Annotated in this window: 17 protein-coding genes and 2 pseudogenes; 10 read left to right on the top strand and 9 right to left on the bottom strand. The window is 72.1% G+C overall.

Annotated features, from left to right (window positions below; all coding sequences use genetic code 11):
- Positions 1–116 precede the first annotated feature (116 nt).
- Positions 117–515 (top strand): annotated as a pseudogene (locus IEY86_RS38120) (phosphatidylglycerol lysyltransferase domain-containing protein); the annotation flags it as partial.
- A gap of 105 nt (positions 516–620) precedes the next feature.
- Positions 621–2,279 carry a bifunctional 3'-5' exonuclease/DNA polymerase gene (locus IEY86_RS18750; RefSeq protein ID WP_229698557.1) on the top strand — a complete coding sequence of 553 codons (1,659 nt, stop codon included), beginning with the start codon at positions 621–623 and terminating at the stop codon, positions 2,277–2,279.
- Between the two features lie 742 nt (positions 2,280–3,021).
- On the opposite strand, the gene IEY86_RS36565 is transcribed toward IEY86_RS18750, so the two are convergent.
- Both IEY86_RS36565 and IEY86_RS38115 read right to left on the bottom strand, forming a co-directional pair.
- A complete protein-coding gene (locus IEY86_RS36565) occupies positions 3,022–3,735 on the bottom strand; it encodes a hypothetical protein (protein WP_229698564.1) in 714 nt (237 codons plus the stop codon).
- A gap of 341 nt (positions 3,736–4,076) precedes the next feature.
- Positions 4,077–4,217, bottom strand: a pseudogene (locus IEY86_RS38115) (helix-turn-helix domain-containing protein); the annotation flags it as partial.
- Positions 4,218–4,463: 246 nt separating this feature from the next.
- On the opposite strand from IEY86_RS38115, the gene IEY86_RS18740 reads away from it, so the two are divergent.
- Positions 4,464–5,954, top strand: coding sequence for an amidase (locus tag IEY86_RS18740; protein WP_189132890.1), 1,491 nt, complete (start codon positions 4,464–4,466; stop codon positions 5,952–5,954).
- Between the two features lie 87 nt (positions 5,955–6,041).
- Here IEY86_RS18740 and IEY86_RS18735 read toward each other — a convergent pair whose 3' ends face one another.
- A complete protein-coding gene (locus tag IEY86_RS18735) occupies positions 6,042–6,902 on the bottom strand; it encodes an aldo/keto reductase (RefSeq protein ID WP_189132889.1) in 861 nt (286 codons plus the stop codon).
- 188 nt (positions 6,903–7,090) lie between these two features.
- Here IEY86_RS18735 and IEY86_RS18730 point away from each other — a divergent pair, with 188 nt between their 5' ends.
- Together IEY86_RS18730 and IEY86_RS18725 are read left to right on the top strand one after the other, a co-directional pair.
- Positions 7,091–7,993, top strand: coding sequence for a LysR family transcriptional regulator (locus IEY86_RS18730; protein WP_229698556.1), 903 nt, complete (start codon positions 7,091–7,093; stop codon positions 7,991–7,993).
- 242 nt (positions 7,994–8,235) lie between these two features.
- Entirely contained in the window at positions 8,236–10,086 is a 1,851-nt protein-coding gene (locus IEY86_RS18725) for a glycoside hydrolase family 88/105 protein (RefSeq protein WP_229698555.1), read from the top strand.
- A gap of 117 nt (positions 10,087–10,203) precedes the next feature.
- Here the strand turns inward: IEY86_RS18725 and IEY86_RS18720 are convergent, their stop codons facing one another.
- Together IEY86_RS18720 and IEY86_RS18715 are read right to left on the bottom strand one after the other, a co-directional pair.
- Positions 10,204–12,402 carry a putative bifunctional diguanylate cyclase/phosphodiesterase gene (locus IEY86_RS18720; protein ID WP_189132888.1) on the bottom strand — a complete coding sequence of 733 codons (2,199 nt, stop codon included), beginning with the start codon at positions 12,400–12,402 and terminating at the stop codon, positions 10,204–10,206.
- A 5-nt stretch (positions 12,403–12,407) separates the two neighbouring features.
- Positions 12,408–13,208 carry an SAM-dependent methyltransferase gene (locus IEY86_RS18715; protein ID WP_189132887.1) on the bottom strand — a complete coding sequence of 267 codons (801 nt, stop codon included), beginning with the start codon at positions 13,206–13,208 and terminating at the stop codon, positions 12,408–12,410.
- Between the two features lie 374 nt (positions 13,209–13,582).
- Between IEY86_RS18715 and IEY86_RS18710 the strand changes: the two genes are divergently transcribed.
- Together IEY86_RS18710 and IEY86_RS18705 are read left to right on the top strand one after the other, a co-directional pair.
- Positions 13,583–15,709 (top strand): HAD-IIIC family phosphatase, encoded by a 2,127-nt coding sequence (locus IEY86_RS18710; RefSeq protein WP_189132886.1) that lies wholly within the window; start codon positions 13,583–13,585, stop codon positions 15,707–15,709.
- Entirely contained in the window at positions 15,706–15,930 is a 225-nt protein-coding gene (locus IEY86_RS18705) for an acyl carrier protein (protein ID WP_189132885.1), read from the top strand. Before IEY86_RS18710 ends, IEY86_RS18705 begins: the two co-directional genes overlap by 4 nt.
- Positions 15,931–16,013: 83 nt before the next feature.
- On the opposite strand, the gene IEY86_RS18700 is transcribed toward IEY86_RS18705, so the two are convergent.
- Both IEY86_RS18700 and IEY86_RS38110 read right to left on the bottom strand, forming a co-directional pair.
- Entirely contained in the window at positions 16,014–16,856 is an 843-nt protein-coding gene (locus IEY86_RS18700; RefSeq protein ID WP_229698563.1) for a metallophosphoesterase family protein, read from the bottom strand.
- A gap of 66 nt (positions 16,857–16,922) precedes the next feature.
- Complete coding sequence (locus IEY86_RS38110) at positions 16,923–17,183, bottom strand: hypothetical protein (RefSeq protein ID WP_229698554.1); 261 nt, start codon at positions 17,181–17,183, stop codon at positions 16,923–16,925.
- 177 nt (positions 17,184–17,360) lie between these two features.
- Between IEY86_RS38110 and IEY86_RS18690 the strand changes: the two genes are divergently transcribed.
- Together IEY86_RS18690 and IEY86_RS18685 are read left to right on the top strand one after the other, a co-directional pair.
- Complete coding sequence (locus tag IEY86_RS18690; RefSeq protein WP_189132884.1) at positions 17,361–17,774, top strand: PaaI family thioesterase; 414 nt, start codon at positions 17,361–17,363, stop codon at positions 17,772–17,774.
- Between the two features lie 151 nt (positions 17,775–17,925).
- A complete protein-coding gene (locus IEY86_RS18685; protein ID WP_189132883.1) occupies positions 17,926–18,819 on the top strand; it encodes a DMT family transporter in 894 nt (297 codons plus the stop codon).
- A gap of 288 nt (positions 18,820–19,107) precedes the next feature.
- Here the strand turns inward: IEY86_RS18685 and IEY86_RS18680 are convergent, their stop codons facing one another.
- Together IEY86_RS18680 and IEY86_RS18675 are read right to left on the bottom strand one after the other, a co-directional pair.
- Positions 19,108–20,079, bottom strand: a complete 972-nt coding sequence (locus IEY86_RS18680) for an acyl-ACP desaturase (RefSeq protein ID WP_189132882.1) — start codon at positions 20,077–20,079, stop codon at positions 19,108–19,110.
- A 296-nt stretch (positions 20,080–20,375) separates the two neighbouring features.
- Entirely contained in the window at positions 20,376–21,137 is a 762-nt protein-coding gene (locus IEY86_RS18675; RefSeq protein ID WP_189132881.1) for a GntR family transcriptional regulator, read from the bottom strand.
- A gap of 302 nt (positions 21,138–21,439) precedes the next feature.
- On the opposite strand from IEY86_RS18675, the gene IEY86_RS18670 reads away from it, so the two are divergent.
- Positions 21,440–22,963, top strand: a complete 1,524-nt coding sequence (locus tag IEY86_RS18670) for an SDR family oxidoreductase (RefSeq protein WP_189132880.1) — start codon at positions 21,440–21,442, stop codon at positions 22,961–22,963.
- Positions 22,964–23,018 lie beyond the last annotated feature (55 nt).

The raw sequence follows: 23,018 nt of genomic DNA, 5'->3' as shown, positions 1-23,018 counted from the left end.
GAATCCGAGAACCCGCCGAACCCCCGCGACGTCAACGGTGAATTACGCCGAACGACGGGTGCGGATTCCCGCCATTCGGCGCAGGACGAGCGGACAACGCGTCTTCCCGCCGCCACATGCTTGGCCTGCGGCCCGTTTGCAGTGGCGTTGTGCACGCCACCGCTCAGAACACCGTACCGGCACCCGGCGGGGAACCGAGAAAGGACGGCGGCGGCGATTCCCGGCGGCAGGGTTTTCCGCACCGGCTACCCAAACGGTTTCGCGATGTTCCTCGGCCTCCTCGGTCTGCTCTGTTCGATTACAAGGCGGCGGTCTTCTTCCCCAGCGGCAAGGCCGCCGTCACCTACCGGGTGGAGGCGGGGGTGTGCCTGGCCGGCGCCGACCCCCTAGGCGACCGGGAGGCGCGGGGCCCGGCCATCGACGCCTGGCCGGAGGTGGCGGGCCGCTACGCCTGGGCCCCGGCCGTGATGGGCGCGGGCGAGGAGGGCGCCAAGGCGTACGCCGGAGCGGGGATGGTGCGGCGGCGCTGAGGTGCCGGGCGCCGCGGGGCCTTTCGCGGACCGCGGGCCGGCCGTTCGGGATCCGGGCCGGTGTCGTACCCCGGTGATACGTTCCGCCACGTGGCGGGCACGATCGACAGCACCTGCGAGCGCGTCGCGGTGGCGGCGGACCCCGAGGGGCCCGGTGGGCGGCTCCTGGGGCTGGCCGAGGACGGCGCCGCGCTCGGCGACCCCGTCGCCGTGCCCGATCTCGGTCCGGCCATGGCGGAGCTCGAGGCCGCCCGTCGTCCGCGCTGGGTGTGGGCGGCCACCGACTCGCTCTATCCGGTCCTGCTGCGGCGCCCGGGGCTGCGGCTGTCCCGGTGCCACGACATCAAGCTCGTCGAGACCCTGCTGTGCGGGCACGAGGGCGAGTACGGGCAGCCCCGCTCGCTCGGTGCCGCGTGGGCACGGCTGCACGGGCTCGCCGTTCCCGACGACCTTCCGGAGACCGCTGCGGCCGGACAGCCGGTGCTCTTCGAGGCCGACCGGCACCAGTTGCCGCCCGGCACCGACCCGCTCGCGGCGGTGGCCGCCGTCCACGCCGAGCAGCTGCGCAGGACGGCCCGCACCGAGCACCCCGACCGGATGCGGCTGCTGTGCGCCGCCGAGTCCGCCGGCGCCCTGGCGGCCGCGGAGATGTCGCACGACGGACTGCCGTGGAGCGCCGACGCGCACAACACCCTGCTGACCGAACTGCTGGGCCCGCGCCCGATCGGCGGAGCGCAGCCCGCCCTCCTCGGCGAGCTGGCCACGCGAATCCAGCGGTCGCTCGGCTGCCGCCCGTTCAACCCCGACTCCCACCCCCAGGTGCTGCGCGCGTTCGCCGAGGCGGGGATCATCCTGCCGTCCACCCGCTCCCATGTCCTCAAGGGCGTCAACCACCCGGCGGCGGATCTGATGCTGCGCTACAAGGAGCTCTCCCGCATCCACGCGGCCCATGGCTGGGCGTGGCAGGAGACCTGGGCGCGGGGAGGGCGCTTCCGCCCGGAGTACGTGGTCGGCGGTGTGGTCTCCGGCCGGTGGGCCACCCGTGGCGGAGGCGCCCTGCAGATTCCCCGCCCGCTGCGGGCGGCGGCCGTGGCCGATCCCGGGTGGCGGCTGGTGGTGGCCGACGCCGGGCAGTTGGAGCCGAGGGTGCTGGCCGCGATGTCCGGCGACCCCGGCCTGGCCCGTGCCGCGGCGGCGGGCGACCTGTACGCGGGATTGGCGCAGGCGGCCTTCGACGGCGACCGCGACCGGGCCAAGATCGGCCTGCTGGCCGCCATGTACGGGCAGACGAGCGGCGAGGCGGGCGCTCTGGTGGCGGTGCTGCGCAGACGCTTCCCTGCCGCGATGGAGCTGGTGGAGTCCGCCGCCCGCACGGGCGAGGGCGGCGGACTGGTCCGCTCCCACCTCGGCCGCACCAGCCCCCGCCTGGAGGAGCGCCCCGGCGAGGAGTCGGCGGCCCGCGCCAGGGGCAGGTTCACCCGCAACTTCGTCATCCAGGCGACCGCCGCCGAATGGGCCCTCGCCGTCCTGGCGGTGCTCCGCCGCCACCTCACGGCCCTCGGCCCGCCCCGGCTGGTGTTCTTCCAGCACGACGAGGTGGTGGTCCACACCCCGTCGGAACTCGCCCCCGACGTCACCCGAGCCGTCGACGCGGCGGCCGCCGAAGCCACCCGCCTCCTCTTCGGCCCCACGCCGGTCCCCTTCCCCCTCCAGTCGCACGTCGTGGGCTCGTACGCGGAAGCCAAATGACCGACGGATACCCGCCCTGGCGGGCACCGCCCCGCCGAACCGGCGGGACCTTCCTGTGGCACTCACAGCCAGGGCGGGGGCCAAGGCCGGCCCGACGCCGAACCCGAGACCATCCGTCGCTCCTCTCTGAAAGGAGTTACGAACCATCAGCCCCCCACGACTCACCGGTCCGGCGATTTCCTCACCCGGTCGGCCACCGAGCAGCCCGGCGCGGAAAGTCGGTTGAGCCGCCCGCCGCGCCCCGGGCATGGTGAAGCCCTGGCCGCGAGGCCGAGCGGGTGAGCCAAAGGATGGAACACCGGATTCCAAACCCGGTGGCGTGGGTTCGACTCCTACCACCCGTGCAGCGGGTTCTTGACCACGGGCCCGGCAGCGTCGCATGTGTGCTCACGGTTCCGACGCATCGTTCACTGCGACTCCATGGCGGTTGAAGCGGCCGCCGCGGGCGATGAGCGTTCGGCAGCGCGCGCACTCGCACGGCGGCCAGGTCTGGAGGGACGGGCGGCAGGTACAGCGGTCTGCGCACGCGCGTAATGCTCGTCGTCTCCGGGCGGGTGACGACACCCGCCTCGTCGACGACGTAGACGCGTAACCGCAAGCTGCTCGCAGGGGTCGCGAAATCGGGTGGGTCGGCTCTCACGTCGGCTCCCTGGGGCGCGGCAACTGCTGTCAGTGAAAGCGTTCCTACGCAGCGGTGACGCGAGTCGCACTGAACTGTACAACCGCCGACGCGAGTTGCGTGCTACACACCGATCCACTCGGCGAACTCCAGCAGCGCCTGACGACGCGCCAGCGGCCCCTTGCACAGCAGCACTGTCGTCTCTCTGGCGGTGGGGTGGTACCGGGTCTGCTGCGCAGCGGTACGGCGGGCCTTGAGCGGGCAGGACAAGGCGTCGTTCGGATGGCCGGCCAGCGTGTGCGCCCTGCCCAGGTCGATCCGGTGATGCCCGGCCCGGGCTCGGTCCCAGCCGCGGGGGAAACGCACTTCCTCGGCGAGCTGGACGGCCCGCCCGTACTCGTCCAGGTCCGAGGCGATGGCCACGGCGTGAACGCCGACGTTCGCCGGGCCCCACCCCACCCCGTAGTCGGACAGCTCCCCGGTCCGCCGGGCAAGGGCCCGGGCCTCGTTCAGGCGGGCGTCCGCGTGGTCGCCGTCGCCTGCACGGCCGGCGATGACCGCGGCCCTCAGATGCAGTACCCCTGCCATGGCGCTCAAGCCCTCCCCGCGCCGCGACTCCTGCCCGTCCAGGTCGCGCAGCGTCGTGTCGACGACGCGCATGCCCAAGTCGTACCGGCTCGACGACAGGGCGGTCTGCGCGCGCAGGTAGCCGTACATGGCGGGCAGGCCCGGCTCCTCGGCTCGGGGCGCGGCCCAGGCGAGGCGGTCGAGGGCGACGACCCGAGGTCCGCATAGCCGAAGTTCCAGGCCAGGGTGAACACACAGCGGAACACCCATGCCAGGCACTCGTGCACCTGCCGCTGTTCTTCCCCCCGTGCTGTGTGGACGGCGTGCACACACTCATCGATGAGAGCGGGCAGATCGCGGGCCATCGGCATGTACTCGGCCTGGCGTCGCTGCGCCAACACCTCCCGCACGTCGTCCCGGATCAGGGCGACCGGGCGCGGCGGCACCTCCCAGCCCAGGGGGATGTCCCAGTTCTCCATGCTCGCGCGGAGGGGATGTATCACCGCGTCGAGCCGGTCTCGGCGCAGCTCCTCCATGTACGGCTGCCCGAGCAGGTCGGAGGTGGACACCGCGAGGGCCCGGGCGCAGGCCGCGACCAGGGACGGGGAGGCCTGCCCACCACCGGTTTCGACCTTGCTGATGAGACTCTTCGAGACATTGGCGCGCATCGCCAGGCCCTGCTGGGTCAAGCCCCGTCGCACGCGGTGGCGGGCGATGCGCGCCCCGAAGTGTTCGTCAGCGGTGTCACGCATACTGCCGGCTCCGTTCCTGACTCGACACCAAGAACCGTACCCCCGACACCCTGGGGGCAACGATTGATCACAGCCTCGCCGCGGGCCGGAAGTGGCCTCATGGGCGCTGCCGGGGGCGATCGGCTGTGATCCGAAGCGGCATCGTGGTCCCCCTCACCGCCGCGGCCGCGCCGACGACGGCTCGACGGGATTGCTACTCGCGAGTAAGGTCGGGGCCGTCGCCGTGATCACGGGCAGGGGGCTGGTATGGACGAGTTGGAGACCGCGTTCGCCGGGGTTGCTGGACAGATGGCGCTCCTGGACGACGGGGAGGTGTCCTCGCGGGAGCTCACCGAGCTGGCCCTGCGACGGATCGCCGCCGCCGAGGGGGAGTTGAACGCCTTCCGGCTGATCCGCGCCGAGGCCGCGCTGGCCGAGGCCGACGAGGCGGACAAGGCGCGCGCCGGTGGGGACCGGCGGCCGCTGCTCGGGATCCCGCTCGCCATCAAGGACGACACCGACCTCGCGGGAGCGCCGACCACCCATGGCACGGCTGTGCGCCCAGCGCCCGCCGTCGAGGACTCCTACCTGGTCTCCCGGCTCAGGGAGGCCGGCGCGGTCGTGGTCGGCAAGACCCGGATGCCCGAGTTCGGCCAGTGGGCGTTCACCGAGACGGCCTCCGGCGGGTACACCCGCAACCCCTGGGACCCGGACCGCACCACCGGCGGGTCCAGCGGGGGCAGCGCGGCCGCCGTGGCCGCGGGCCTGGTACCCGTGGCCACCGGCAGCGACGGCGGTGGGTCGATCAGGATTCCCGCCGCCTGCTGCGGGCTGTACGGGCTCAAGGCCCAGCGGGGACGCGTGAGCACCGCTCCGCGCCCCGAGGCCTGGGGTGCGCTCGCGGTGATCGGCGGGCTGACCCGCTCCGTCGGTGACACGGCCGTGCTCTACGACGCGATCAGGGGCAACCGCCCCACGGACCGCTGGCGCGCCGAGCCGCCCCGGCTGCCGTTCGTCGAGGCCGCGCGGACCGAGCCCGGACGTCTGAGGATCGGGGTGTCCGCCCGGCCGGCCCTGCCGGGCGTCAAGGTCGATCCCGAGCAGTTGTCGGCGCTTCGGGCGACGGCCGAGGTGCTCTCCGACCTCGGCCACGACGTGCGCGAGATCCGGCCCCGCTATCCCGACTTCGTCACCCCCGTGTCGCTGTGGATCCCGCAGGCGATGCACGGGATGCGGGAGGAGGCGAGGCGGCTGTGCGCCAGGGCGGGGATCCCGGACGAGATCGCGCAGTCGCTGCTGGAGCGCCGTACGCGGGAGAATCTGCGCTCCGCCCGGCAGCTCCCGCCCGGTGCCTACCTGTGGGCCCTTCGGCGTGCGGAGCGCCTGGCCGACGAGGTCAATACGATGTTCGCCCGCATGGATGTCCTCCTGACTCCGGCCATCCCCGAACTGCCGCGCCGGGTGGGGGCGCTGGACGGCGCCAACGCGGCACGGGCGGCGAAGCGCAGCTGGCCCTCGATCGCGTTCACCGCGCTGTGGAACGTGACCGGCAACCCCGCCGCCTCGGTGCCCGCGGGCCTGTCCCGCGACGGGCTGCCGCTGGCGGTGCAGTTGGTCGGTCGGCCGCACGACGAGCCGACTCTCCTCCAGGTGTCGGCGCAGCTGGAGCAGGCGCGCCCCTGGGCGGGCCTGCGGCCGTCGCTCACGGGGGCAGCGGCAGCACACGCGAAGGCACCGGGTGGCGCGCCGACCAGGTGACCGGTCGGTCCGCTGCGCGCCTGACCCGGTGCCCGCGGACAGCGTGGTGCGACCTCCCGAACCACGCTGCCCCGTCTCGGCGCGGCCTCACGCGGCGTCGAGCCGCGCCACCTCCTCCGGGGTCAGCACGAGATCGGCGGCCGCGGCACTGTCGGTCACCGTCTCGGGCCGCGACGAGCCCGGAATGGGCACCACCACGGGGGACTTCGCCAGCATCCACGCCAGGCACACCCGCTGCGGGCTCACCCCGCGGCTCTCCGCGATCCGCGCGAACTCCGCGTGGACCGAGCCCAGCCCGCCCGCCTTTGAGATACCGCCGAGCGGGCTCCAGGGCAGGAACGCGATGCCGCGCTCGTCGCACAGGCGCAGCTCCGGCTCGCTCGAGCGGAACCTCGGGGAGAACTCGTTCTGCACCGAGGCCGCCCGCCCGCCGAGGACGGCGGCGGCCTGCTCGATCTGCGCCGGGTTGGCGTTCGAGACACCCGCGAGGCGGATCTTGCCCTCGTCCAGCAGGTCCCGAAGGGCGCCGACTGACTCCCCGAACGGCACCTTCGGGTCGGGCCGGTGGAACTGGTAGAGGTCGATCGCCTCGACACCGAGGCGCTTGAGCGACCCCTCGCACGCCCGCTTGAGGTATTCGGGCCGGCCGTCGAGCTCCCAGCCGCCGTCGGGGGTGCGGGTGTGCCCGCCCTTGGTGGCCACCAGGACGTGCGAGGTGTCCCGTCCGTACGAGGTCAGCGCCTCGGCGATCAGCTCCTCGTTGTGGCCGAAGTCGTCGAGGCCGAGGCTGTAGGCGTCGGCGGTGTCGATGAGCGTGATCCCGGCGTTCAGGGCGGCGTGCACGGTGGCGATGGCCCGCGTCCGCTCGGGGCGCCCCTCGATCGACAGCGGCATGGCGCCGAGGCCGATCGCGCTCACCTGACGTCCGCCGATGGTGCGCGTCTGCATGGTCCGGGTCTCCTCGAGTCGCGGTTGCGCGGTTGGCGGGACCTCCAGCCTGCGGTCCCACCTCTACTCTGTCCAACAGATGGATCGGATGACACTGTTCTCCGGGACGGATCAGTCGGGCGGACCAGTCACGGACCGGTCGCGGACGGATCAGCGTCGGATCAGCGGTCCGATCAGCGGATCAGAGGGTGAAGAGGGTCATGGAACTGCGCCAGTTGGAGTACTTCGTCGCGGTCGCGGAGGAACTGCACTTCACCAGGGCCGCCCGACGCCTGTTCGTGGCGCAGTCCGGCATGTCGGCGGGCATCCGCTCGCTGGAGAAGGAGCTCGGCGCCCCCCTGTTCATCCGCAGCACCCGCAGGGTCGAGCTGACCGACGCCGGCCGCGCGCTCCTGCCCGTCGCCCGCCAGGCTCTGGCCAAGGCGTCGGACGCCCGGGACGCGGTCGCCGCCGTTCAGGGGCTGCTGCGCGGGACGCTCTCCGTGGGGAGCCTTCAGTGCCTGGGGGTCCTCGACGTCCCCTCCCTGCTGGCGCGGTTCCGCGAGAAGCACCCCGGGGTGGAGCTGCGGTTGCGCCACGACGGGACGGCCGACCTGATCGACGGGGTCCGCGCCGGGCGGCTGGATGTGGCCTTCACCCCCCTGGGCATCCACTCGACCGAGGGGCTGGGGGTGCTGCCGGTGGCGGACGAGCCGATGGTCCTGGCCTGCGGACCGACGCACCGGCTCGTCGGGAAGGCGGGCATCCGGCCGGACGACCTGGCCGGGGAGTCCTTCGTCGACTTCAGCGTGACCTGGGGGACGCGTGAGTTCGCCGATCGCATCCTGGCCGCCGCGGGAGTGGAGCGCCGGGTCGAGCTGGAGGTCAACGACGCCCACTCGGTGCTCGACCTGGTGAGCCTGGGCCTGGGCGTCGCCATCGTTCCGGCGCACTTCGAGCACAAGAACTCGCATGCCTGCTTCGTCCCGATCGAGGACGCTCCGTCGTGGCGGATCGCCGCGGTGACGCCGGGCGAGGAGAGGGTGAGCACGGCGGCCCGCGCGCTGCTGCGCATGGTCGAGGAGGCCGCCGGGCGGGGCCCGGGCGCCTGACGCGATCACCGGCGAGTTCTCGCCAGCGGCGCGGAGGGCGCCGACCTGCCCTTCAATATTCCCATGAGGTCTGACCTATCCTATGACCCTGACTGGATTCCATCGAATCAAGGCATGGCTCAACACAAAAGAACAAAGAAAGGTCTGACCACTTCTTGACGCGGCGGGATCAGCAGGAGTAGAGCTCTGCATGTACATGCAACCGCTTTCATTCCATCGTCAGCGCATCACAAGGAGCGCCAGTGACCAGCACGCCCTCTCGGCGCGAGTTCGCCAGGACCGCGGCCCTGGTGACCGGTGGTGCGCTCGTCGCCGGGAGCGGTCTCGGGCGCCCGGCGCTCGCGGGCACGGGGCCCGCGGTCGCGGCCGGCCCGGACCCGTGGGAGAGGGCACCGGCCACCCTCGACCGGATCCGGGCGCCCCGGTTCCCGGACCGGGTGTTCAGCGTCCTCGTGTGTGCGGCCGAGGGCGACGGGGTGGATCCGGACTCCACCACGGACGCCCCTGTCGTGGACAGCGGGTTCAACACCCATGACGACCGCGTCGTCATCGAGTCGGGTCGGGATGCCGATGGACGGCGGGTCGGCATCCCGACCACCCATGTGGCCGTGGAGCGCCGCGGGCTCTCCGGCCGCTGGAGCGGGATCACCGTGGGCAGTGGGATGTCGGGAGGCATCCTCGACATCTTCGCCCGCGACCGCCTCGTCAACGCGCCCGACCGCCCGGGCCGCTACCCGTCGAGCACGCCCTGTGCGGCGACAACACCGTGCCGAGGAACGCCGGCGCCAACGTCAACCAGGTCTGAATCCAGCGACAAGCAAAGCGAAGAGAAGGGCCGCACTCACATGTCCTCGCCGTCCGAGACATCCCGTCCCGCGCGCCGGTCCGTCGTTCTGGGCGCGGCCGGCGCGCTGGGCGCGCTCTCGCTGCCCTCCGCGGCCGCCATCGCGGCCTCCGTCACCCCGCGCACTCCCCCGCCGGGTGCGGTCGCCGGGGCGCGGGCCGCGGCGACCGACTGGTCCAAGGCCGTCGTGGACTCGACCCTCGAGCGGCACCCCACCCCGGCCGACCTCGGCGGCTGGGGCTACACGACGGGCCTGTACCTGTACGGCCAGTACCTGGTCCACAAGCGCCTGGGGAACAGGGCCTACCTCGACTACATCGTCGGGTGGGCAAACCGGTTCGTCAAAAGCGACGGCAGTATCAGCAACAGCTTCGGCAACCTCGACTCGATGCGCTCAGGGCAACTGCTCCCCCTGCTGCACAAGGAGACCGGGGACCCGCGCTACAAGAAGGCGGCCGACAAGCTGCGCAAGAGGTTCAACCAGAAGCCCGACCCGGACTACTACCCGCGCACCTCCGACGGCGGGATGTGGCACGCCACGGGCAGGACCGGCCAACTGTGGGCGGACGGCGTCTACATGGCCCAGCCGTTCCTGGCGCTGTACGGCAGGACGTACAACGACGTGGACAGCGCCTACGAGTACGAGGAGTCGGCGAGGAACCTGGCGGTGTACTTCCAGCACCTCCGGGCGTCCAACGGGCTGCTGTACCACGCCTACGACGAGGACGGCTCGGAGTCCTGGTCCTCGGGCACGGGCCACCACTCGAAGTACCACTGGGCGCGCGCCATCGGCTGGTTCGGCATGGCGTGCGTCGACATCCTCGAGGTGCTGCCCGCGGGCCACCCGAGGCGGCCGCAGCTGATCGGCTTCGTCCGGCACTTGGCGAAGGGCTACGCGCGCCACCAGAGCTCGTCGGGACGCTGGTACCAGGTCGTCGACAAGGGGTCGGACTCCAGGAACTGGCAGGAGACCTCGGCGTCGGCGATGTACACCTTCATGGTCTCGCGCGCGGTGCAGCGGGGGTACGTGGACGCGGCCACCTACCAGGGCGTCGCCGACCGCGGGTACGCGGGTGTCCTGGGCAAGGTCTCACTGGGCTCGGACGGGCTGACGAACATCGAGGACATCTCCGAGGGCACCAACGTGGGCGACCTGGCCTACTACTACGGCCGCAAGCGCAACACCAATGACTTCCACGGCCTGGGCGCGTTCCTCATCATGAACGAGCAGCTCGCGCACCCGCGTTGAGCCACCGCGGCCCTGGGCCCCACCCCCGCGGGCCGGCCGGCCCACCGAACGACCGGGGCGCGCGTCCCCTTCCGGGACTGCGCGCCCGGTCGTTCCGGGCCTTCGACGCGGTTGAACCTACGCGCAGGCGCCGCCCGTCCAGCGGTCGGCCCCCGCGGCGCACAGCGCGGTGATGCGGTCCGGCGGGCCGGGCCTGGCGAAGTACCAGCCCTGTGCCGTCTCGCACTGCAGGGCGCGCATGCGCTCGGCCTGGAGCTCGGTCTCCACGCCTTCCACCGTGACCGCGAGGTCGAGAGTGTGGGCGAGCGAGACCAGACCCGCGACGATCTTCTCGTCCCGCGGGTTGCCTGGGGCGTCCGGATGCTGGAGGCCGCTGATGAAGGAGCGGTCGATCTTCAGCGTGTGCACCGGGATACGCCGAAGGTAGGACAGGTTGGAGTACCCGGTGCCGAAGTCGTCCAGCGCCAGGCCGATGCCCATGTCGGTCAACTCGCGTAGCGCGTCCAGTGCCTGGTCCTCGGCGCCGATCAGGGCGCTCTCGGTGATCTCGAGGTGCAGGGACGAGGCGTCCAGCTCGGTCTCCTTCAGGATCCGCGCCACATCGTTGACCAGGCCGGGGTTGCGCGCCTGGCGCACCGAGAGGTTGACGTTGATCCGCGGGGCGCCCTGCTCGAGTTCGAGCTGCCACGCACGGGCCTGCCGGCACGCCTGCTCCAGCACCCAGTAGCCCAGCGGCACGATGAGGCCGGTCTGCTCGGCGAGCGCGACGAAGCGGTCGGGACCGAGCACACCCTGCTGCGGGTGGCGCCAGCGCACCAGGGCCTCGGCGCCCATCACCCGGCCGTCACCGAGGGCGACCAGCGGCTGGTACTCGAGGAAGAACTCCCCCTCCTCCAGCGCCGCCGGCAGACGGGTCGTCAGCCCGTAGCGGGTGATCTCACGGGCGTTGGCCTCGGCGTCGAAGACGGCGAGGCGGTTGCCGCCCTGGGCCTTGGCCCGGTACAGCGTGATGTCGGCGGCCTGAACCATCTGAGCCGCCTTCATGGAGGCGGCGGTGCACTCCAGCAGACCGATGCTGACCGTGACCGACAGCTCGCGGCCGTCGATGCGCACGGGCGCGTCCAGTGCGGCCAGGAAGCGGCGGGCGAGCCCGGCCACCTCCTCGGGGCAGTCGGGGTCCACGACGAGGGCGACGAACTCGTCGCCGCCCATCCTGGCCACCAGTTGGTTGCGGCCCGTCAGGCAACCCGTGAACCGTTCCGCCACGGCCACCAGGAGCCGGTCCCCCGCCTCGTGGCCCAGGCTGTCGTTGACGGCCTTGAACCCGTCGAGGTCCAGATAGCACAGGCCCAGCCGGGTGGACTCGTCCCCGCTGTCGAACGCCTCGGCGAGCCGCTCGAAGAACAGGGCACGGTTCCCCAGCCCGGTCAGCGGGTCGTGGGTCGCCTGGTAGCGCAGCCGGTCGGTCAGCAGCTTGCGCTCGGTGATGTCCTCCATCATCGCGACCTGGTACTGCGGTGTGCCGTTCTGGTCGCGGATGAGGGAGACCGTCAGATTCGTCCACACGGCGGAGCCGTTGTGCGTGAAGTACGGCTTCTCGAACCGGTAGTGGTCGCGCTCGCCCCGGATCAGCTCCCGGTACTGCTTCCACACGTGCGGAGCGTCGTCGGGGTGCATGAACTCATTGACGTTGCGGGTGCGGAACTCCTCCACCCGGCCGCCGAACATCCGGGCGAGCGTCTCGTTGACGTCGAGGATGTTGCCCTCGAGGTCGCTGATGCCGATGCCGATGGCGGCGCCCTCGAACAGCGCGCGGAAGCGCGCCTCGCTGGCGTGCAGCGCCCGCTCGGCCCTGGCCTGCGCGGCCAGGGAGGCATGCGCGATCGCCTCCTGCTCGGCGAGGGTGCGGTCGCGCAGCGCCTCGGCGAAGCCCGCGGCGAACGCGTGCTGGAGACGGGCGAGATGGCCCCTGGCCGCCTCCGGCGGCAGGCTCTCGGCCGGCGGCCGGTACAGCAGCAGATAGGCGTCTATCACCGTCAGGCTCTGCGAGAGCACCTGGGGGTCGGTGCAGTGCGCCTGCACCATCGCCCGGCCGATGTCCTTGGCCGGCCTCACATCGAAGGGGACGCTCTCCAGGATGGCCGCGAGCCTCCTGGTGAGCGGAAGCAGATGCTCCTCGAGCTCGGCACGAGTCATCGAGGTGGCGGTGTACGGGTCGATGACCCGGCTCCAGATCGCGGCGAAGCGGCGGATGCCGTCGTCCGCCGATCCGTCGTCGGTGCGCGCGGCGCTCGCCGCCCAAGGCCCTGGAGGCACTTGGCTCACCGCTTCAGTCCGAAGCCCGCATAACCGCTGTACCGTGCCGGGTCCTCCTCGTCGGCCGCGTCCGGCCGCCACTGGCTGTAGAAGACGACCCCCGGGTCCACGACCTCGAACCCGTCGAAGAAGCTCAGGACCTCCTGGCGGGTCCGCATGATCAGCGGGCTGCCCATGCGCTTGTAGACGTCCCGCTCCTCGTCGGCCGGGTCGGCGTAGCCCTCGTTGGTCGCGTGAGTGAGGATCAGGCAGCTACCGGGCGGCAGCGCGTCGCGCAGCCTGGCCACGATGTCGCGGGGGCTGTCCTGGTCTCCGACGAAGTGCAGGAGCGCCACGAGCATCAGGGCGACCGGCTCGCCCCCGTCGATGAGTCTTTGCACCGCCTCGGAGCCGATGATGTCGTCGGGCTTGAGCAGGTCGGCCTGCAGGACCGAGGTCTGGTCGTCGTCGGCGACGATGGCCTCGCTGTGGGCGATCGCCACCGGGTCGTGGTCGACGTAGACCACCCTGGCGTCGGGAGCCGCCGCCCGGGCCACCTCGTGTACGTTGCCGAAGGTGGGTATCCCCGAGCCGATGTCGAGGAACTGCTTGATGCCCGAGTCGACGGCGAAGCGCACGGCCCGTCGCATGAACGCGCGATTGGCCCTCATGATCATGGGAAGATCCGGCCACACCTCGAGCGCCGTACGAGCGGCCGCCCGGTCCACCTCGAAGTTGTGCGAGCCACCGAGGTAGTAGTCGTACATACGGGCCACACTCGGCCGCGTCAGATCGATGCCGTGCGGTGCCCAGACAGGCCGTTCCATCGAGCTCTCCCGATTCGTGTGGGCGCGTTTCCAGCCACCCTTGCCGTTGGCATATCGGCTACACACTACGAGCGAAGGCTACCTCCGGTCCGATCTCCACTGCTCGGGAAACGGAATCGACCAGCTTGGTTGAACCATCCAGCCGTGCCCCGCAAGCCGTTTGGGCAGGTATTGAAACCTATTTTACGACCTGCGTGGTCGCCGGGCCGCCGGGCGGAGGAGACGACCATCACGGTACGCGCCGAGGCTCAGCGCACGGTGGAGCGCCCTGGACACCGCTCCCCGCTGCTCGACCGCACCTCCACCGCTCCTGGCCAGCCTGAGGGCTCCACAGCCGGTCCGGAACCGGCCCCGAGCGCCAGGGGAGCCCAGCCATGAACGCCACCGGCCGCACCGGGGAGTCGGCCGCCGACAGCCACCCCGTCAGCCACGCCGCCAGTCGCGCCGTCAGCCACGCCGCCAGTCGCGCCGTCAGCCACGCCGCCAGTCGCGCCGAAAGCCAGGCAGACAGTCACACCGTCAGCCACGCCGAAAGCCAGGCAGACAGTCACGCCGAAAGCCAGGCAGAGAGCCACGCCGAGCGCCTCGCGCGGCTGCACCGGGACGGCCTGCTCGCTGCCCGCTACCCCGAGCTGCGTGCCCTGCTGGCCGGGGCCGGCGGCGCCGACCTGCTGCGCGCGGGGCGGCTGCTGTCGCGTCTGGATCCCGACGAGGTCCTCAGAGAGCACCCGCGGGTCCAGGCCGTCACGGTGGCGGTCACGGGCCATGGCACGCTGTCGGCGCTACTGCCCGCCCTGGCGGCCCAGTTCGCCCGCCACGGCCTGCTGCCGCGCCTGCACACGACCGACTTCGGCTCCTACGTCTTCGAGCTGTCCGACCCCGGCAGCGGGCTGTACGCGGCCGACCCCGATCTGACGCTGTGCGTGCTCGACGCCCAGGCGGTCTGGGACGAGGTACCCACGCCCTGGCGGCCCTCGGACGTGGAACGGGTGCTGGAGGAGAAGCTGGCGCTGCTGGAGCGGCTCACGGAGGCCTTCCACGGAGCGGCGCGCGGCACCCTGGTCCTCAACACCCTTCCCCCGGCCCCCGGCCGCGCCGCCGAGCTGGTCGACCTGCGCTCACGCGCACGCCTCGGGGCGGCCTGGCGGGAGGCCAACGCGCGCCTGCTGCGGCTCATGGACCGTCATCCGCGGGTCGTCGTCCTGGACCTCGACCCGCATCTGGCCGAATCCGCACACCCCGCCACGGACCCCAGGATGAGCGCCTACGCCAAAGCACACCTGTCCACAGAACTTCTGATCGATTACGCGCGTGAGGCGGGGCACCTGGCCCGCCATCTGACCGGCCGCACCAGCAAGTGCCTGGTACTCGACCTCGACGGGACGGTGTGGGGCGGCGTGCTGGGCGAGGTCGGCGCGGAGGGGATCGAGGTCGCCGACAGCTACCGCGGAGAGGCCTTCCGCGCCTTCCAGCGCACGGCCAAGCAGATGGCGTCCCAGGGCGTGCTGCTCGCCGCCGTCAGCAAGAACGACATCGAGCCGGTCCGCGAGGTACTGCGCGGCCACCCCCGTATGACGCTGCGCGAGGAGGACTTCGTCCGGGTCGTCGCCGACTGGGCACCCAAGCACGGGCACCTCACCGGGCTGGCGGAGGACCTGAACATCGGTACGGACAGCCTGGTGTTCGCCGACGACAGCCCCTACGAGTGCGGGCTGGTGCGCAAGGAACTGCCCGGCGTGGCCGTGGTGGGCCTGGACAGCGAGCCCGCGCTGCATGCCCGGCGGCTCCTCGCCGACGGATGGTTCACCGTCAGGGAGCTGACCTCCGAGGACGTGCGGCGCCCGGAGCGCTACCGCGACGAGCTGGTCCGCAGGGACTTCCTGCACGGATTCGACTCGCTGGAGGAGTACCTGGCCGAGCTCGACGTCCGGGTGCGGCTGGCCGAGGCGCGGCCGGCCGACTTCGGCCGGATCTCCCAGCTGACCCTGCGCACCAACCAGTTCAACCTCACCACCGAGCGCCTCGGGCCGGAGCAGGTCCGCGCGCTGGCCGAGGACCCCTCCGCACGGGTGCTCGCCATCCACTCCGCCGACCGCTTCGGGGACAACGGGCTGGTCGGCGCCGTCTTCGTCCGGCGCGAGGGCGGCACGGCACGGATCGAGAACTTCCTGCTCAGCTGCCGTGTCTTCTCCCGCGGCATCGAGCGGGCCTGCCTGTCGGCGGTGCTGCGCCACGCCCGGGAGACGGGGGCGTCGAGGGTGCTCGGCGTCCACCGGCCCTCGGCGAAGAACGGGAAGGTGGCGCGCTTCTACCCGGAGGCGGGGTTCGAGCCGGTCGAGGCCGCGCCGGGACCCGCCGCGCACCCGCCACCCGGGGGCGAGAGGACGTTCAGCCACGACCTGGCGGACATCCTCGAGCCGCCGCGGCACGTGCATCTGACGCAGAGTCCGCCGACGTCGGCCGGCGCCCCGGCCCAGCCCCTGGAAGGGACCGCCCCGTGAACACCATCGACGACTTCGTGGCCCTCGTCCGCGACGAGCTGGGGCTGCCGGTGACCCGCGAGAACATCGCGGCCGCCCTGGACGACCTGCCCGGCTGGGACTCCGTCCACCTGCTCTCCCTGGTGGCGCTGCTGGAGCGCGAGACCGGGCGGATGCTGCCCATGCCGGAGCTGTTCGAGGCGACAAGCCTCGAACACGTGTACAGGCTGGCCGCGGCCTGACCCGGACGCCGGGCAATCCGCGCCGGATGATCTTGCGCCGGGCCGGTCCCCCACGGGCCGGGACGGTGCGGAACCCCCGCGTCTCAGCCCGGCATCGGCAGGATCTGGCGCAGCCCCGTCCGCGGGTGGCTCGGCCGCTTCCACTCGCGCGGGTAGCCGACCGACACCTCCTCGAAGCGCACACCGTCGTACCAGGTCGTGCGGGGGATGTGCAGATGCCCGTAGACGACGGTCTTGGCGTGGTAGCGCACATGCCAGTCGGCCGTCCGGACGGTGCCGCACCACTGGGCGAACTCCGGGTGGTGCAGGATCCTCGTGGGCTCGCGCACCAGCGGGTAGTGGTTGACCAGGATGGACGGGATGCCGCTGCCGCAGGCCTCGTCGAGGCGCTGCTCGGTCTCCTTCAGCCGCGCCTTGCACCAGGCGTCCCTGGACGGGTAGGGGTCCGGGTGCAGCAGGAACTCGTCGCTGCACACCACCCCGGCCTTGTAGGCCTGGGCGAGCGACTCCGTCTTGTCGGCGGCGGTGTCCGTGCGGAAGGTGTAGTCGTACAGCACGAACAGCGGGGCGATGACGGCCGGGCCGCCGGGCCCGTCCCAGACGGCGTAGGGGTCCTCCGGCGTCAGCGCGCCGTGCCCGCGGGCCACCTCGACGAGATGGCGGTAGCGCTCGTCGCCCCTGAGCTGCACAGGGTCGCGGCGGGGTGTCCACAGCTCGTGGTTGCCCGGCGTCCACACGACTTTGGCGAATCGTTTGGTCAGCAGACCCAGCGCCCAGTCGACATTCTCGACCATCTCGCCGACGTCACCGGCGACGATCAGCCAGTCCTCGTCGGACTCCGGGCGCAGTTCCTCGACGATCTGCCGGTTCTCCGGGAACGCCACATGCAGATCACTGATCGCCAACAGTTTTCGCTGAGACACCAGTAGAGAGTAACCGTGCGGCACCCCTGAGTGGACCACCGCAGTTCAACAAGCGTTGAAACCCGGCCTTCACGCCCTGGACACCGAACGCCGGCGGACCGTCAGGCCCTCGAGGCCGTTCTGGAGGTTCGACGTCATCCGGACCGGTTCGGCGGCCCGCTCGATGCCGTTCGGACGGCGGACGGCCCGGCCGATCACGGCCCTCACTCGCGTCCTGGCCGGATGTGCGCCGAGGTGGGAGGAGAACTCCGCCGGGCCGCGCAGCACGTGTTTGACGTCGGCGTGGCGGAAGACCGCCCAGTGGCCGGGGCCGGGCGGCCACGCTCCCACCGCGGGCTCGCCGATCCGCGGACGGGCCCGGTGGCGCGCAGCTCGCGGAAGAGCCCGTAGGGCACCGCCTTGTCAGAGCTCTGCGGCCGGAACGCGTCGTCGAGGTCGCCGTACGCGCTCACCCGGGCGAACGTATGCGCCCTGGTGGCCGCGTCAAGGCCCGGACACAATGGCGGGATGACGTTCACGCCGGACGACGCCGACAAGGTCCTCGAGGAGAACTTCGCCCCGTGGGTGCGCGATCTGGGGCTGTACACGGTCGAGACCGGTGAGCGCCACGCGGTGCTTCGGCTGCCCTGGTCGGACCGGCTGGCCCGCGAGGGCGGGGCGCTGTCGGGGCAGGCGCTGATGGCGGCGGCGGACACGGCGTCGGTGATCGCCGTGAGCGCGGCGCTCGGCGGCTTCGGCCCCATGACCACGGTCCAGCAGTCCACGACGTTCGAACGGGCGGTAGTCGGTGCGGACGTGCTGGTCACGGCCAGGGTGACCAAGCTCGGGCGCAAGCTCGCGTTCATCGACATCACCCTGACGGCGCAGGGCGCCGACGACCCGGCGGCCCGCGCGGGCACGGTCTACGCCTTCCCGGGCTGAGCGTCTGCCGACCGCCGGGCGGGGTACCCGGAACGGACCCGGAGCGGCTGTCGCGTTCGGCCCGGCCGCGGCGAGGGCACTACGCGACCCGGCCGCGCCGGTTAGTCTCGATGCCAGCGGTCCGGTGCGCCGGTGATGTGAGGTGTGAGACGTGGCGGTGTTCCTGCTGGGTGTGGGAGCTGCGTGCCTGCTGGGACTCGGGTTTGTGCTGCAACAGCACGCCGCCCAGAAGGCTCCGCTGTCCGATTTCCTCTCGCTGCGGCTGCTCCTCGACCTGGCCCGGATGCCGCAGTGGCTGATCGGCATGGCGTGCGTGATCGGCGGACAGGTGCTGGGCGCGATCGCGCTCTCCATGGGCTCGGTCTCCGCGGTGGAGCCGCTGACCGCGACGAATCTGCTGTTCGCCATGGCACTGTCCAGATGGCTGACCAGGCAGCCGCTCGGGCGCACGGGCTGGGCGGGGGTGTGCCTGCTGGCGCTGGGGGTGACCTCGTTCATCATCGGCGGCCAGCCCACGGAGGGCAGCGGTCCGGCGGGGCCGCTGAGGCACTGGCTGGTCTTCGGTGTGGTCGTGGGGCTGGCGATACTGCTGGCGGCCTTCGCGCGGCGGCTGCCGCTGTGCGAGGAGGCCACGGTCCTGGCCCTGGCCGCGGGGCTGCTGTACGGGCTCCAGGACGCCATGACGCGGGTCTCCGGCGAGCTGTTCACGCAAGGCGGCCTGGGGAGGCTGGTGGTCGGCTGGCAGCTCTACGCCGTCCTGGCGCTGGGAGTGGCCGGCCTTGTGCTGGTCCAAAGTGCCTTCGAGACAGCCCCACTGCGGATGTCCCTGCCCGCTCTGACCGCCGCCCAGCCGCTGGCCGGCATCGCGTGCGGCGTCGGCTTCCTCGGCGACCGGCTGCGGGTCACCCCGGGGGCGCTGGCGTTGGAGGCGGCGGGGCTGGTGTGCATCGTGGCCGGGATCGTGGTGATCGGACGCCATCCGGCGATGCCGACGGGGGGCTCCGGCGAGCACGACCGCGTCCTGGAGTCGACCGCTCCCCGCTGAGGGGGCCGGAGCGGGGCGCGCGGCAACGGTGCCCGGCTGAGACGGGCTGAGGGCGTTGGACCGGGTCGGGCGAGGCGGGACCGGGTCCGGGCTTGCGAAGGGGTCCCGTTGGTTGCGAAGGGGTCCCGGGTGCGGCCTCCCCCCGTTGAGGCCGTCGCCCGCTGATGTGCGCCTTGCGCCCCGGATCCAGCGCCCCGGGATCGGCGCCGTGTGCCCTTGGATGGGCCTGGAGGGCGCGCCGGGCCCCTCAGGAGGCCCGGGAGACGGCTGTCCGGCGTCCGGTGGCGGCTACTTCTCGGAACGCGCCTGGCGGCGGGCCAGGAACGCCTCACGCCGCTCGTCGAACTTCGTGGCCTGGCTGTCGAGGCCGCCCATGAACTGCCCGAGCTCCTCCTGGGCCTTCAGGCCCTCGGGGCCGAGGCCGGTGATCTCGAGCACCTTCAGATGGCGCAGGACCGGCTGGAGCACGTCGTCGTGGTGGATACGCAGGTTGTACACGCCGCCTATGGCCATCCGGGCGGCCGAGCGCTCGAAGCCGGGCATGCCGTGGCCGGGCATCCGGAAGCCGGTCACCACGTCGGCGATGGCCCGCAGGGACTCGTCGGGGGCGAGCTCGAGCGCCGCCGCGAGCAGGTTGCGGTAGAAGACCATGTGGAGGTTCTCGTCCGTCGCTATCCGGGCGAGCATGCGGTCGCACACGGGGTCGCCGGACAGGTGGCCGGTGTTGCGGTGCGAGACCCGGGTGGCGAGCTCCTGGAAGGCCACGTAGGCCACCGAGTGGAGCATGCTGTGCCGGTTGTCGGACTCGAACCCGGCCGACATGTGCTCCATCCGGAAGCGCTCGAGCTCCACGGGGTCGACCGCCCGGCTGGTCAGCAGGTAGTCGCGCATCACGATCCCGTGCCGGCCCTCCTCGGCCGTCCAGCGGTGCACCCAGGTGCCCCAGGCGCCGTCACGGCCGAAGAGGGACGCGATCTCGTGGTGGTAGCTGGGCAGGTTGTCCTCGGTGAGGAGGTTGACCACCAGGGCGATCCGGCCGATCTCGCTGACCTTGGACTGCTCCGGCTCCCACGCGTCCCCGCCCATGATCCCGTCGAAGTTCCGCCCGTCGCTCCACGGGACGTACTCGTGGGGCATCCACTCCTTGGCGACCTTCAGGTGGCGATTGAGTTCCGTCTCCACCACCTCCTCCAGGGCGTACAGCAACCGCGCGTCGGTCCAGGCCGCCGAGCTGCTGTGGAGGGAGGGGGCAATGGTCACGGTGACTCCTGGGAGGTCGGCTGTCACCTACGGGTCCGTAGGTTACGCAAACGTAAGTTGCGTACCCCGGATATGGCAACATCCGCCCTCTGGGACCCTTACTTTTCTCTCGACATATACGGATATAATACTGATCGACGGTGCGTCAGATCCCCTGTCGGCCCCATGAGCCCGGACCGTTCCACCGGACCCGTTCAAGCAGAATCGATTCACCTGGGTAGCGACGGCAGCAGCGGCCACGATGCCGGCGGCCGCCCCGAGCCCGGTCCGCCCGCCGGCCGTCCATGGGGCGCCCGCTAGCCGTAGACCAGCTCGGCGCGGTCGGCGGCGATCTCGAAGCGGGTGGTCGCCAGGGAGCGCCCGTACTGGTCGCGCACGACCCGGTAGACGACCATCACCGGGCCCTCCACCCCGGCACCGCCCTCCCCCTCCGACCGGGCGTTCCGCACGGTCACCGAGTCCCTGCGCCGGGGCCGAAGCCCCGCGTCGCGCATCCACCGGTAGGCGTCGCGCACATCGGGCTCACGCCCGGCCGCGGCGGCGATGGACTCCCGCAGCAGGTGCGGCACCTCGGCCACGACGGCCGAGCCGAACGCCGACGTCGCCACCTGCACGACCCGGTCGCCCTCGACCACCTCGTGGTGGTGCGCGAGCACCCGGGCTCCCGCCTCCACCCCCAGGAGCGTGCGGTGCTCCTCGGCGGCCGGGGCGAAGCCGAACCAGGCCACTCGAGGGGTGTCCGATTCCCGGAGGGCGATACCCCCGGGGAAGCCGTCCTGCGCGGGGGCCTCGGCCATGCGGTCCACCGAGGCGAGCGCCGTCCGCTCCCGGGCGAATGTGCCGCGCCGGTCCGCGTAGACGAGCCCCTGCCCCTTCAACTCCTGGAGCGCCCGGCGCACGGTCAGCCGGTGCACCCCGTAGCGCGTCGCGAGAGTCCGCTCCGAGGGCAGCCGCCCTCCTGGCGGGATCTGACCGTTGCGGATCTCCGTCCACAACGATTCCGAAATGGCCCGGTAACGCTGACCGGCTTGCGGACGGCGCACATCGAGTCCGGACACGATCCTCCCCCAGCTTCGACCAAGGTGACTTCAGGCAATCATACGAATGCGGAACGTGTACAGATCGTTGGGGTCGAACGAGCCAGGGGCCCGCCGCACCCGGTGCGGATGCACACGTTTCCCCCGAATGTCCGTGCCGCCGTCGAGACAAGCATTCGAGACCCGCGAGCACCACTCGTGGCGAGTCGATTGCGCCACCGGGCGGGTCCTCGCCGCACCCCTCGTTGTCCGAAACCCCCCTTCCGGAGCACGGTCGGCCATGATCGGAAGGCCGGGCGCCCAAATCGGGTAGGTGTGCCGACATGTCCCACGAAGCGCCATTGAACTGCCTCGTCACGGGGGCCACCGGCTACATCGGCGGCCGGCTCGTGCCCGAGCTCCTCCGGGCCGGGCACCGCGTGCGCTGCCTGGCCCGCTCCCCGGAGAAGCTGCGCGACCACCCCTGGGCCGGGCAGGTGCGAAGCGTCCGCGGGGACGTCACCGACGCGGACTCGCTGGGCGCGGCCATGGAGGGCGTGGACGTGGCCTACTACCTCGTCCACGCGCTCGGCACCGGAAGCGGCTTCGAGGAGACCGACCGCCGCGCCGCCCGGACCTTCGGCGAGCGGGCGCGTGCGGCGGGAGTGCGGCGCATCGTCTACCTGGGCGGGCTCACCCCCGACGGCGTCCCGGAGGAGGAACTGTCACCGCATCTGCGCTCGCGCGCCGAGGTGGGCCGCGTCCTTCTCGGCTCGGGGGTGCCCACGGCCGTCCTGAGGGCCGCGGTGATCATCGGATCGGGGTCGGCGTCGTTCGAGATGCTGCGCTACCTGACCGAGCGGCTGCCCGTGATGGTCACGCCGAGCTGGGTGCGCACGCGCATCCAGCCGATCGCCGTCCGGGATGTGCTGCGGTACCTGGTGGGAGCGGCGCGGCTGCCGCCCGAGGTCAACCGGGCCTTCGACATCGGCGGCCCCGACGTCCTCACCTACCGGGACATGATGCAGCGTTACGCGGCCGTCGCCGGCCTGCCGCGGCGAGTGATCCTGCCCGTGCCGGTGCTCACCCCGAGGCTGTCCAGCCTGTGGGTGGGCCTGGTGACGCCCGTGCCCGGCTCCATCGCGCGGCCGCTCGCGGAGTCGCTGCGGCACGAGGTCGTGTGCGCCGGGCACGACATCGCGGCCTACGTGCCCGACCCGCCCGGCGGTCCGGTCTCCGTGGACGAGGCGCTGCGCCTGGCGCTGAAGCGGGTCCGCGAAGCGGATGTGGCCACCCGCTGGTCCTCCGCGTCCGTGCCCGGAGCGCCCAGCGACCCCTTGCCCACCGACCCCGACTGGGCGGGCGGGAGCCTCTACACGGATGTGCGGACCCGGCCGGTGGACGCGCCGCCGGAGACGCTGTGGCGGGTGGTCGAGGGTATCGGCGGCGAGAACGGCTGGTACTCGTTCCCCCTGGCCTGGGCGGTTCGCGGCGGCCTGGACCGGATGGTCGGCGGTGTGGGGCTGCGGCGCGGCCGCAGGGACGCGGCACGGCTGAGGGTCGGCGAAGCGCTGGACTTCTGGCGGGTGGAGGCGATCGAGCCGGGGCGCCTGCTGCGGCTGCGGGCGGAGATGCGGCTGCCGGGGCTGGCTTGGCTGGAACTGGCCGTCGAGGAGGACGGGCCCGGGCGCTCGCGCTACCGGCAGCGGGCACTGTTCCATCCGCGAGGGCTGGCCGGTCATGCCTACTGGTGGAGCGTCTCCCCCTTCCACTCCACCGTCTTCGGCGGGATGGCCCGCAATATCGCCGCCGCGGCGGAGACGGCGCGACGGGGCCCGGGGCGGACGCTCCCCGGCCCGGCCCGTTAGGGCGTCGGCGAAGTGCGTCCGCCCGGCGGTCACGGCGCGGGGGTCGGGTTCGCGG

The organism is Wenjunlia tyrosinilytica (genome assembly GCF_014646055.1).
Taxonomy (GTDB): Bacteria; Actinomycetota; Actinomycetes; order Streptomycetales; family Streptomycetaceae; genus Wenjunlia; species Wenjunlia tyrosinilytica.
This window is presented reverse-complemented; position numbering and strand designations above follow the sequence as displayed.